This window comes from Streptomyces sp. NPDC001056 (assembly GCF_053598955.1).
The window spans coordinates 77,655-89,708 of sequence record NZ_JBSFLI010000018.1 but is presented as its reverse complement, the minus strand read 5'-3'; the positions used below and the strand labels follow the sequence as shown (position 1 = coordinate 89,708).

Annotated in this window: 9 protein-coding genes and 1 tRNA gene; 7 read left to right on the top strand and 3 right to left on the bottom strand. The window is 72.8% G+C overall.

Features of this window, described 5'->3' with window-relative positions; genetic code table 11:
- Positions 1-119: 119 nt before the first annotated feature.
- Both ACWDD7_RS21790 and ACWDD7_RS21785 read right to left on the bottom strand, forming a co-directional pair.
- Positions 120-3,104: an SUKH-4 family immunity protein gene (locus ACWDD7_RS21790; protein ID WP_450458552.1), complete on the bottom strand. Its 2,985-nt coding sequence runs from the start codon at positions 3,102-3,104 to the stop codon at positions 120-122.
- A 10-nt stretch (positions 3,105-3,114) separates the two neighbouring features.
- Positions 3,115-4,137: an SMI1/KNR4 family protein gene (locus ACWDD7_RS21785; protein ID WP_392216075.1), complete on the bottom strand. Its 1,023-nt coding sequence runs from the start codon at positions 4,135-4,137 to the stop codon at positions 3,115-3,117.
- Positions 4,138-4,420: 283 nt separating this feature from the next.
- Between ACWDD7_RS21785 and ACWDD7_RS21780 the strand changes: the two genes are divergently transcribed.
- The gene (locus ACWDD7_RS21780; RefSeq protein WP_351864142.1) at positions 4,421-4,930 is read left to right on the top strand and encodes a YwqJ-related putative deaminase; all 510 of its coding nucleotides are present in this window, start codon (positions 4,421-4,423) and stop codon (positions 4,928-4,930) included.
- Between the two features lie 62 nt (positions 4,931-4,992).
- Positions 4,993-5,487, top strand: a complete 495-nt coding sequence (locus ACWDD7_RS21775; RefSeq protein ID WP_351864145.1) for an SUKH-3 domain-containing protein — start codon at positions 4,993-4,995, stop codon at positions 5,485-5,487.
- A gap of 594 nt (positions 5,488-6,081) precedes the next feature.
- On the opposite strand, the gene ACWDD7_RS21770 is transcribed toward ACWDD7_RS21775, so the two are convergent.
- Positions 6,082-7,407, bottom strand: a complete 1,326-nt coding sequence (locus tag ACWDD7_RS21770; protein WP_450458550.1) for a sensor histidine kinase — start codon at positions 7,405-7,407, stop codon at positions 6,082-6,084.
- A gap of 166 nt (positions 7,408-7,573) precedes the next feature.
- On the opposite strand from ACWDD7_RS21770, the gene ACWDD7_RS21765 reads away from it, so the two are divergent.
- The 5 genes from ACWDD7_RS21765 (at position 7,574) to ACWDD7_RS21745 (ending at position 12,040) form a co-directional block, all read left to right on the top strand.
- A complete protein-coding gene (locus ACWDD7_RS21765) occupies positions 7,574-8,446 on the top strand; it encodes a hypothetical protein (RefSeq protein WP_450458549.1) in 873 nt (290 codons plus the stop codon).
- 11 nt (positions 8,447-8,457) lie between these two features.
- Positions 8,458-8,528: transfer RNA gene (locus tag ACWDD7_RS21760), tRNA-Gln, on the top strand.
- Between the two features lie 130 nt (positions 8,529-8,658).
- A complete protein-coding gene (gene glmU / locus ACWDD7_RS21755; RefSeq protein WP_450458548.1) occupies positions 8,659-10,107 on the top strand; it encodes a bifunctional UDP-N-acetylglucosamine diphosphorylase/glucosamine-1-phosphate N-acetyltransferase GlmU in 1,449 nt (482 codons plus the stop codon).
- Positions 10,108-10,263: 156 nt separating this feature from the next.
- Complete coding sequence (locus ACWDD7_RS21750; protein WP_351864154.1) at positions 10,264-11,244, top strand: ribose-phosphate diphosphokinase; 981 nt, start codon at positions 10,264-10,266, stop codon at positions 11,242-11,244.
- A 199-nt stretch (positions 11,245-11,443) separates the two neighbouring features.
- Complete coding sequence (locus tag ACWDD7_RS21745) at positions 11,444-12,040, top strand: 50S ribosomal protein L25/general stress protein Ctc (RefSeq protein WP_450458547.1); 597 nt, start codon at positions 11,444-11,446, stop codon at positions 12,038-12,040.
- The last annotated feature ends 14 nt before the right edge of the window (positions 12,041-12,054 follow it).

Here is a 12,054-nt window from a genome sequence, read left to right as displayed (position 1 = left end):
CAAGAGTTCGCGCACATCGTGACGGATCGGGCGTAACTGTTCATAACGCGACACTCCGCAGCCGTGTCACGGGCGGAGTGCCGCGGTTCACCTTCCTCGGCGTGTTCCCGCGGGCCGGGCTACAGCAGCCCGTCCCACATCTGCTCCAGCAGCACCGACCACCAGCTCTCCGGCGACCCCAGCGCCGCCGGGTCCAGCGCGGCCAGCTGCGCCTGGAAGTCGACGGTCCAGCGGCCCGCCTGCTCCTGGTTCAACCCGTACCGCAGCCGCCACATCCGGCCCAGCAGCGCCAGGCAGCGCACGAACTCCGGCAGTCCGGTGTTCACGAACTGCGGCGGCACCGGCGCGCCGCCCGGACCGGCCTCCACCGGCACGGCCACGATGTTCGCCGTCCCGTACTGCACACAGAGCGCCTTGCCGAAGTCCGTGCCCATCACGAGGTACGACCCCGCGTCCGCCGCCGGCTGCACGCCGCGCTCGGCCGCCAGCTCCGCCAGCGTCGGCACCGGACGGCCCGGCTGCGCCTGCGCCCAGAAGAACGGGCCCATGTCCACCGGCAGTCCGGCCACCACCAGGGTGTGCGCCACGACCGGCGGCACCCCCTGCCGGGACACCGCCTGCTGTTCGAACCGGAAGACCCCCGGCCCGAACGCCGCCGCCAGCTCCTGCCCGGCGGCCTCCGGCGGCACCGGCGGCGCGGCCTGCACCGGCGGCAACGGCGCCCGCACCGGCGCGGGCCGCGCGGGACCGTCCGCCACCTGGTGCAACTCGCCCTGGTGCGCCAGCAGTTGCCGCATCCCCTGCTGCCGGCTCGCATGGTCCGTGCCGTACGGAGCGATGCTCGTGATCCGCGCCTGCGGCCACTGCTCCCGGATCATCCGCGCGCAGTAGGCACCCGGCAGCTCGCACGACTCCAGCTCCGTGTGCAGCTCCAGCACCTGGTCCGGCGGCACGTTCATCGACCGCAGCTCGTGGAAGATCTGCCACTCCGGATGCGGCGTACCCGGCGCCGAACGCCGGATCAGCTGCTGCTCCGAACCGTCCTGCGCGCGGTACCGCAGTACGGCCTGGTAGCCGGGGCCCACCGTCGGCTGCCCGGCCTGCGGATACCCGTACGCCGGGGGCTGCCCCGGCATGGGGGCGCCCATGCCGGCGGGGGGCATCGGCGGCGGGGTGCCGGGCATACCCGGGGGCATCCCCGGGGCACCGGGCACGCCGGGCGCGGCAGGCGGCGGGGGCACACCGGGGCCGCCCACGGGAGGCGCCGCCAGCATGGTCTCCGCCTGGTGCACGGCACCACGAGCACCCGGCACCCCGGCGGCACCGGGCACGCCCGGGGCGCCAGGGGGCTGCGGGGCACCGGGAACCGGGGGCATGCCCGGAGCCGCGGGGGCCTGGGGCACGCCGGGGGGCTGCGGTACGCCGGGGGGCTGCGGTACGCCGCCCGGCGCGGGGGGCATGCCGGGGGCGCCCGGAGCGCCGGGCATGCCCGGGGCCGCCGGAGGCTGGGGCGCGCCGGGGCCCAGCCGGGCGGGGTCGGCCAGCATCGTGGCCGCGTGGTGCACGTCGCCCGGGGGCGTCGTGGGCGGCTTGGAAGCACCCGGCGTGTCCGGCGCACCCGGGCCGCCCGCCGTGCCGTCCTGCTCGTCGAGACCTTCCGGACCGATCGCGGACACGAGACGCGTCGGCACGTACCCGCCGCCCGACGACGCACCCGGCGGAGGCGGAGGCGGCGCACTCCCCTGGCGCGCGCCCGGCGTACCCGGAGCGCCCGGGGCACCCGGCGGCGGAGGCGGCACGCCCACCCCGCCGCGCGCCTTCCTCGGCGGCGGCGCGGCCTTGCTCGTCGCGGCGTCCGCGATGTCCCCGGCGTTCGGCGCGAGCCGGCGCTCGGACGCACCCGGACCACCCGGACCCCTCGGCGGCTGCGGTGCGTTCGGACCGCCCGGCGCCTGCGGGTGACCCTGCGGCGGGACACCCGGCGGCGGAGTGCCGCCCGGCGGCACTGGCGCGGCGCCGGGCCCCTGCGGATAGCCGTAGACGGGGGCGCCCGGAGCGGGCGCGCCACCCGGCGGCGGGGTGGCGGGACCCGCCGGTGCCTGCGGGTAGCCGTAGGCCGGGGCACCCGGAACCGGCGGCGGGGGCGGCGTACCGGGAACCGGCGCACCGGGAACCGGAGGCGGAGTGCTCCCCATCGGCGCGAAAGGCGCACCACCGGGAACGGGCGAACCACCCTGTGCTCCCGGCGCGTTCGGCAGGTCCAGCGCCGGAGCGACCGCCGTGCGCGGCAGCTGACTGCCGCCCGGCATCAACGCCGTCTTCGCGTCCGGCACAGAGGCCGGCGACCTCGGCGCGTCGTCGTCCGAACCGCCGAGCGGCGGCGCGAACACCGTCGCGGGCAACGGCACCGAACGGTCGTCCTCCTCACCGGCGCCCCCGTTCGTGTCCGTACCCGCCCAAGGGGTCGCCCCGGCGGGCACGTCGGCGGGAACCGGAGCGGGAGCGGGAGGAGGCGGCGGGGCGGCCGCGGGAACAGCGGGAACAGCAGGAGCAGCAGGAGCAGCAGGAGCAGCAGGAGCAGCAGGAGCGAACGAAGGCCCTGCCTGCGTCTGCGCCGGCTCACCCCCGGCCACGGGCCCGGGACCCTCGAAAGCGCCGGAGCCCTCGACCGGGACACCCGCACCCTGCGAAGCGCCGGAATCCGCGGCCGGCTGCCGCCGCTCCCCTATCCCCATCTTGTCCGCCGCCTCCTGCAACCACTCCGGAGGAGTCAGCAGGAACGACGTCTGATTCAGGTCCACCCGCGCCGCGGCCGGCGCCGGCGCCGCGTCCTCGGGCCCGTCGGGGCGGCCGTACTCCTCCTCGTACCGGCGGATCACCTCACCCACCGGCAGCGCCGGCCACAACGTGGCCTCACCGCTGTCCCGGGCGATGACCAGCCGCTGGGCGCCCGCGTCCGAACGCGGCCCCTCCGCCCGGTCCTCGCCCCACACCACGAACCCCAGCTCGAACTCCCGCACCCGCACCTCGCGGTGCTGGTACGCGGGCACGTCGCCGTTGATCCACTCCTCGGCGCGCTCCTGCGCCTGCGCGTACGTCACCATGGCCGTCAGCTCACTCTCCCACCGGGCCGGAAGACACCGGGACGACACGCGCGAAACCGCCGTCCACCATCAGGTTCGCCACCGTCTCCAACTCCGGCGGATTACCCGCCAGCCGGGACAGGAAGGCGTCGAAGTCGTCACCGCACGGCAGCAGCAGACGTTCCACCCGCTCCGCCGGCGGCCACGACGGGTCCACGTCCCGCACATCGTCGTACGCGCAGAACCACACCGAACCGAGGCGCTCGCCCTTCACCTTCACCGCGAGCAACCCGCCCTGCACGAAGGCCACCCCGAGGTAGTCCTTCGTCAGATGGTCGCGCAGGCACTTGTTCACGTACACGAGGTCGTTGACCGCGGCCTCGTCCCGCACCGTGAAGAACGGCTGGTCCACCAGCAGCCCCAGCTCGGCGTCCAACGCCGTGCCCACCGGGGCACAACCGCCCGCAGCCTTCAGGAAGTCACGATAGGCGCCCGGCAGCCGGTACCCCAGATCCTCCTCGACACCCTGCACCTGCGACTCGGTCACCGCCACACCCGACTTCGGCAGACCGAAGTGCGCGGGCCGCGTCTCCTGCAACGGCCGCGTACCCCGCTTGCCGTGGTCCACCGGCGCCGTCGCGATCCCGCCGTGATGCCGCAGCAACGCCTTCACGTCGACCGGCACCAGCTCCAGCCGCCGCGTGCGCGCCACGTGATGCCACGTCCAGCCGTGCGGCGTCGCCACGTCCGGCACCGTGTCCCACCACTCGTGCCCCGCCGCCGCCAGCGCCGCGTTCGCCGACACATAGTCCGTCAGCCGCAACTCGTCGACGCCGAAACCGTCCGGCGGCTCCGCGATCTCCACCGCCGCGCGCGCATAGGGCGAGAAGTCCGGAAAACCATGCTCGTCGACCCGTACCCCTCTCGGGTGACGCGCCGCCCGCACCGGGTCCGGGAAGTGCACGACCTGCCCGGCGTACGCCGCGTTCGGCGGCACGGCCTGTCCACCCTGGCGGCCGGGAGGTGTCCCCAGCCCGAGCCGACCTGTCGTCATGGCGGTTGCCCCCTGGGCGTTCTCTTGGGCCTGAACGGCGGTGTCCATCACGGATGCCGACAGCCTAAGCGGTACCCGAACCCCGGTCACCGGCCCACCGCGTCCCCGCGGCACACACCACCACCGCCACCCGCACCCGTCACCCACCTCCGTGACCAGCCGTCACCCCACCGTGACGGCCCCACCCCTCACGGGCGTGTCGCGCCGCCCCAGCTTCCACGCGACCCACGGCATTTGGCACCCTGTGTCCTTCGGGGGACAGCCCGGGGAGGGGAAAGCCAACATGAATACCTTGCAGACCGGAGGTACCGACGTGCGCGCCGGCGACCCGCGCATCGGCTGGAGCGGCACCGAGGCACCCCCCGTACCGACCCTCCGGCAACGCCGCGACGGCATCCTGCCCACCGTCGCCGCCGCCCTCTCCGTACACGGCACCACCCTCACCGGCACCGCCGCACGCGGCGAGGAACCCCCCACCCTGCACCCCCTCGTCCAGGACTTCCTCGACACCCTCCCCAGCACCCAGCGCGACCGCTTCACCGGCCGCTGCGCCGAGACCATCCTCATCTCCCGGCACCTCGCCGCCGCCGACGCCACCCGCAGCAAGCGCGCCTCCCGCAGGCCCATGACCAACGGCGAGGCCCGCAAGGCCCTCAAGCACGCCAAGCTCACCGCCCGCCGCATACGCGAGGACGGCGACCCCCTGCACGGCAGCTTCGCCACGCCCTGCCGGGCCTGCAGCGCGCTCACCGCCCACTTCGGCGTCCGCGTCGTCGACCCCACCACCGACTGACCACCGAACCGACCGCGCGAGCACCCTCGTACCACCCCACCAGCACGACGAACGAAGGGCAGATGCACCCCGACCGCACCTCGACCACGCGCTTCCCCGTCCCCGTCGACGCCGCCCTGCGCGCCGCCGGCTGGCAACCCGGACGCTGGGACATAAAACAGGCCGAGATCTGGGCCGACACCCTGCGCGAACACGCCTCACCCGCCGGGCACCGGCACACCGTCTTCCCCGCCGCCGTCGAGGCCTGGGCCGAATTCGGCGGCCTGCGCATCGCCCCCGGCGGCAGCGGCCGGCAGATCGCCCCCGCCACGCTCCACCTCGACCCCCTCCACGGCCGCCACCTCGCCCGCACCCTCGGCGACCTCGGCCGCGCCCTCGGCACCGAACTCTGCCCCCTCGGCACCGAGACCGACACCGCCGCCGCCCTCGCCATCGACACCGAGGGCCGCGTCTACGCCCTCGACCACACCGGCGACTGGTATCTCGGCCCGGACATCGACCACGCCCTGGCCACGCTGATCACGGGCATAGAGCCGGTCCGGCTGACGGCGGGCTGAGCGCGGAGAGGCGGCGTGGCGAGCGGGGCGCGCCGGGGACCGACGCAGCGGGGGCGAGGCCGAAGGAGAGGACGGGGCCGGACCGAGGCCGGGTCCGATCCCCACACGGCCGGGGCGCGGGGGCGGGGCCCACACCGGCCGGACCTCCAGCGCCGGAGCGGTCCCCGCCCGAACCGACGCCCCTGCCGAGCCCTACGCCGAAGCAGAGACGGCCCGACCCCGGCACACGCCGACGCCGGACCAGGCCCGGAGCCCGCCGGCACCGGAGCCGAGGCCCAGCCGGGCCCGAACCCCACGCCGTGGCCGCGGCCAGAGCCGAACCCCGGGGCAGGGCACTACGGCGAACCGAGAACCCGAGCCGAGACCGGAGCGAGCCGCACGTCCGGCCGAACCGGGTCGAGACCGGCGCGGCCCACACCGAGCCGCCACGACCAGACCCGGCACCCGCCCCCGCGCAAGACCCGGACCAGGCCCTGCGCCAAGCCCTACACCGAGGCCGCAGCCGCCCCCGAGGCGAAAACCGCCACGGCCCGCACCCAGCCGAGACCGGAGCGAGCCGCACATCCGACCGAACCGGTCGAGACCGGCGCGGCCCTACGCCGCCGGGATCACCGCCGACACACGGAAGCCCCCCGCGTCCGTCGGGCCCGAGACGAAGACTCCGCCCAGGGCCAGGACCCTCTCCCGCATGCCCAGCAGGCCGTTGCCGCCCGACGGCAGGCCCGCGGCCGAGGCGGAACCCGGTTCCGGCGGGGGCTCGTTCTCCACCTGCATCGCGATCTCCGCCACCCGGTGCGCCAACCGCACATGCGTCTTCGCCCCCGCCGCATGCTTGTGCACGTTCGTCAACGCCTCCTGCACCACCCGGTACGCCGTCTGCTCCACCTCCGCCGCATACGCCCGCACCTCCCCCTCCACCGACAGATCCACGACCATCCCCGCCGCCGCGGACTGCCCCACCAACTCGTCCAGCTCCGACAGGCAGGGCCCCTCGCCGGCCTCCTCCGCCACCCGCGAAGCCGCCGCCGCGGCCGCGGCCGCCGCCTCACCCACCGCCACCAACGGCACCCCCACCGCCCGCCGGCCCGCGACCTGGTCCGCCTCCCCCGCCCGCAACACCCCGAGCATCTCCCGCAACTCCGTCAACGCCTGCCGGCCCATGTCCCCCACCAGCGCGGCGTTGCGCACCGCCTTCTCCGGATCCTTCCGGGCCACCGCCTGCAACGCCGCCGCGTGCACCACCATCAGGCTCACCCGGTGCGCGACCACGTCATGCATCTCCCGCGCGATCCGCGTCCGCTCCTCGTTGCGCGCCCACTCGGCCCGCTCCTCCGCCCGCTCCGCGAGCAGCTGGAGCTCCCGCTCCAGACTGTCCGCCCGCTCCCGCAGACTCTCCATCAACCGCCGCCGCGCCCCCACGTACAGCCCCAGCAGCACCGGCGGAGCCGTCAGCCCCAGCGCCGTCGCCACCGCGGCGAACGGCACGAACCAGTCACCGAGCGTCAGGTCGCCCCGCGCCATGTCCTGCCGGACCCGTACGAACGTCACCACCGCCGTACCCGCCAGCGTCATCCCCGCCAGCGCGCCGATCACCCGCCGCGGCACCTCCGCGGCGGCCAGTGTGTACAGGCCGACGATGCCCAGCAGGAAACCCATCTGCGCCGGGGTCACCGCGATCGCCACCAGCACCACGGCGACCGGCCACTTGCGCCGCACCAGCAGCACCGCGCCGGCCACCACGCCGAACAGGACGCCCGCCCAGAGCGGGATCCCCGCGTCCCGGGCGAAACCGGTACCCTCCGCGCCGCACTCCAGCGCGGACGCCAGCGCGAGGCAGCCGTCGAACACGGCGCTGCGCCGGCGTGGCCACCACCAAGGGCCGGTCAGCGCCCTGGCGTGCTCTTCCCCCGTCATGGTCATGCGTCCAGCCTACGGGCGGCGGGTGGGGCTTTTCCGGTGACTTTCGCCTACCTCCACACACCACGCTCCGTAACCGAACCACGCCGAAACCTCCTACCATCCCTCGAACTGGTGAACTCGCCGCGTTCGACTCCGGAACCTCTCATTCCGCACGGACGGTATTCCCATGGGACACACCCACGGCACATACGCCGACTTCGAGGGGCTGCGGGAACGGGCGGTGGCGCTGCGACGGGCGGGGCTGAGCCTCCGGCAGATCCGCGACCAGCTGAAGATCTTCAACAACGACATCCTCAACCAACTGGTCAAGGGCGAACCCCCACCCGCCTGGACCACACGCCCGAACGCCAAGGACGACCTCCGGGAGCGGGCCCGAGAGCTACGGCTCCAGGGCCGAACCTACGACCAGATCGAAGCGGAACTGGGCTGCTCGCGCAGCTCCGTGTCCCTGTGGGTACGGGATCTGCCGAGGCCCGAGCGCAGACGCAGCCCCGAAGAGGCCTCGGCGATCGCCCGCAAGGGCTGGGAGCAGACACTGCGCATCCGCGACGAGGAGCGCCGGCGCACCAAGGAGGAGGCCCGACTGGCGATCGGCGCCCTGTCGGCCCGCGAACTGTTCCTGGTGGGCGTGGGCCTGTACTGGGCCGAGGGCGGCAAGGACAAGCCGTACGACCGCCGCGAGAACGTCACCTTCGTCAACAGCGACCCCGGCATGATCAGGGTCTACCTCGCCTGGCTGCACCTTCTTGGGGTCGAGCCCGAGCGGTTGAAGTTCACCGTGATGATCCACGAGAGTGCGGACGTGTGCGGGGCCGAGCGCTACTGGGCGGAGCTCGTCGGCGCCGCCCCGTCCTCCTTCAACAAGACGGCCCTCAAGAAGCACAACCCCAAGACGGTCCGCAAGAACACCGGCGACGACTACCGCGGATGTCTCGTGATCAAAGTCCTGAAAGCTGCCGACTTGTACCGTCGCATCGAAGGGTCTTGGTACGGCATAGTGGAGGCCGCGCACGAAGCCGATCAGCCGGATCGGCCGTGAGGCGCGAACAGTCCCGGATCGTCTAAGGGCAGGACAAACGGTTTTGGTCCGTTGAATGAGGGTTCGAATCCTTCTCCGGGAGCCCCCAGCACACAAGACCCACGTTCGGGCCCTGACCGGCGAACCGCCCCGTCAGGGCCCGCCCCCATATCCCCCCAACCCCGCCCCGGTATCCTGCGGCTGTTCCCACCCTCAGAGCCGAAGGGCAAACCGTGAGTGCCATCCGCCCGGCAGCCGTCGTCGTTCTCGCAGCGGGTGAGGGCACCCGTATGAAGTCGGCCACACCCAAGGTGCTGCACCAGATCTGCGGCCGCTCCCTGGTGGGCCATGTGCTCGCCGCCGCCCGCGAGTTGAAGCCCGAGAACCTGGTCGTCGTCGTCGGCCACGCCCGTGAGCAGGTCACCGCGCACCTGACGGAGACCGACCCGGCCGCCCGTACCGCCGTGCAGGAGCAGCAGAACGGCACCGGGCACGCCGTACGGACGGGTCTGGAGGAGCTGGGCGGGGCCGTGACCGGGACCGTCGTCGTGGTCTGCGGGGACACCCCGCTGCTCACCGGCGAGACCCTGCGGCGGCTCGCCGAGACCCACCAGGCCGACGGCAACGCCGTGACCGTGCTGACCGCCGAGGTGCCGGACGCGACCGGCTACGGCCGGATCGTGCGGGACGAGGCGTCGGGCGCGGTGACCGCGATCGTGGAGCACAAGGACGCGAGCGAGGCCCAGCGGGCGATCCGGGAGATCAACAGCGGGGTGTTCGCGTTCGACGGCCGGCTGCTGGCGGACGCGCTGACGAAGGTGCGCAAGAACAACAGCCAGGGCGAGGAGTACCTCACCGACGTGCTGGGGATCCTGCGCGAGGCCGGGCACCGGGTCGGTGCCTCGGTGGCGGCCGACCACCGGGAGATCGCCGGGATCAACAACCGGGTGCAGCTGGCGGAGGCCCGCCGGATCCTGAACGACCGGCTGCTGACCCGGGCGATGCTGGACGGCGTCACCGTCGTGGACCCGGCGACCACGTGGGTGGACGTGACCGTGACGTTCGAGCGGGACGTGGTGGTGCACCCGGGCACGCAGCTGACCGGCGCCACGCATCTCGCGGAGGGCGCGGAGGTCGGCCCGAACAGCCGGCTGAAGGACACCAGGGTGGGCGCGGGCGCGCGGGTGGACAACACCGTGTCCGACGGGGCCGTGGTGGGCGCGGACGCGAGCGTGGGGCCGTACGCGTATCTGCGGCCGGGGACGCGGCTCGGCGCGAAGGGCAAGATCGGGACGTACGTCGAGACGAAGAACGCGCGGATCGGCGCGGGCACGAAGGTGCCGCACCTGTCGTACGTGGGCGACGCGACGATCGGTGAGTTCACGAACATCGGCGCGGCGAGCGTGTTCGTGAACTACGACGGTCAGGACAAGCACCACACCACGATCGGGTCGCATTGCCGTACGGGTTCGGACAACATGTTTGTGGCGCCTGTCACGGTCGGGGACGGTGCGTACACCGCCGCCGGGTCCGTGATCACGAAGGACGTGCCGCCCGGTTCGCTGGCCGTGGCCCGTGGTCAGCAGCGGAATATCGAGGGTTGGGTGGCTCGGAAGCGGCCGGGGAGTGCGGCGGCGAAGGCGGCCGAGGACGCCTCCCGGCAGGGCCGTGACGAGGACTGACCGGAAACGGGTGCGTCAAAGTCGGCGTACCGTGATAAGTGCACAAACGCACGTGTGCACCCGCACCCCTACCAGTTGATTCGGCTTCTCACGCTCGGACGGGAGGCCGGTTCGAGCAGTCGGCTGGGCTGAGACAACCTCTGAGGAGACAGTGCTGTGACCGGGATCAAGACGACCGGCGAGAAGAAGATGATGTTCTTCTCCGGCCGCGCCCACCCCGAGCTTGCCGAGGAGGTCGCCCAGCAGTTGGGTGTCGGGGTCGTCCCGACGAAGGCCTTCGATTTCGCCAACGGTGAGATCTACGTTCGCTACCAGGAGTCGGCGCGTGGTGCGGACTGCTTCCTGATCCAGAGCCACACGGCTCCGATCAACAAGTGGATCATGGAGCAGCTGATCATGATCGACGCGCTGAAGCGCGCGTCGGCTCGCTCCATCACCGTGATCGTGCCGTTCTACGGTTACGCGCGGCAGGACAAGAAGCACCGGGGTCGTGAACCGATCTCGGCGCGGCTGGTCGCGGATCTGATGAAGACGGCGGGTGCCGACCGGATTCTGACCGTGGACCTGCACACGGACCAGATCCAGGGCTTCTTCGACGGTCCGGTGGACCACCTCTTCGCGCTGCCGCTGCTGGCGGACTACGTGGGCGAGCAGGTGGACCGGAACAAGCTGACGGTGGTCTCGCCGGACGCGGGCCGGGTGCGGGTGGCGGACCGGTGGTGTGACCGGCTGGGCGCGCCGCTGGCGATCGTGCACAAGCGCCGGGACAAGGACGTGGCGAACCAGGTGACCGTCCACGAGGTCGTGGGTGAGGTCAAGGGCCGCGTGTGTGTGCTGGTGGACGACATGATCGACACCGGTGGCACGATCTGCGCCGCCGCGGACGCGCTGTTCGCGCACGGTGCGGAGGACGTCATCGTGACGGCGACGCACGGTGTGCTGTCGGGTCCGGCGGCGGACCGGCTGAAGAACTCGCGGGTGAGTGAGTTCGTGTTCACGAACACGCTGCCGACGCCGGCGGAGCTGGGCCGGGATCTGGACAAGATCACGGTGCTGTCGATCGCTCCGACGATCGCGAGCGCGGTGCGTGAGGTGTTCGAGGATGGCTCGGTGACCAGCCTCTTCGACGAGCAGTGAGGTTTCTGCAGGTCGGCCGTCGCGGCTAGCTGAAGATCCTTTTGGTACGGCCTCCCGGTCCGGGTAAACTTCTGGAGTTGCTCGGCGAGGGAGGCCGTACGCGTACGTACGGCGATCCGTTATCGACGCGCTCTTCGTAGCAGGCCGTTCGTGGCCGGGTGACCACGTCCGTTCCGAGTTCCTACGAGGAGTGATCCACATGTCCGAGGTGAAGATCGCCGCCGAGTCCCGCACCGAGTTCGGCAAGGGTGCGGCCCGCCGCATCCGCCGTGACAACAAGGTCCCGGGTGTTCTGTACGGCCACGGCTCCGACCCGCTGCACCTGACCCTGCCGGGCCACGAGCTGCTGATGGCGCTGCGTACGCCGAACGTCCTGATCTCCCTGGACATCGACGGCAAGACCAACGAGCTGGCGATCCCGAAGTCCGTGCAGCGTGACCCGCTGAAGGGCTTCCTGGAGCACGTCGACCTGCTGCTGGTCAAGCGCGGCGAGAAGGTCACGGTCGAGATCCCGGTGCACACCGAGGGCGAGCTGGCCCCGGGCGGCAACCTGCTTGAGCACGTCCTGGCCGCGCTGCCGGTCGAGGCCGAGGCCACGCACATCCCGGAGTCGGTCACCGTCTCCGTCGAGGGCCTTGAGGCCGGTGCCTCCATCCACGCCAAGGACATCGCGCTGCCGAGCGGCGTCGCCCTGGCCGTCGAGGAGGACGCGGTCGTCCTTCAGGTCCTCCAGGCGCAGGCCGAGGAGACCGAGGGCGAAGAGGCCGCCGCGGGCGAAGAGGCCGCGGAGGCCTGAGCCTCGGCTTCGTC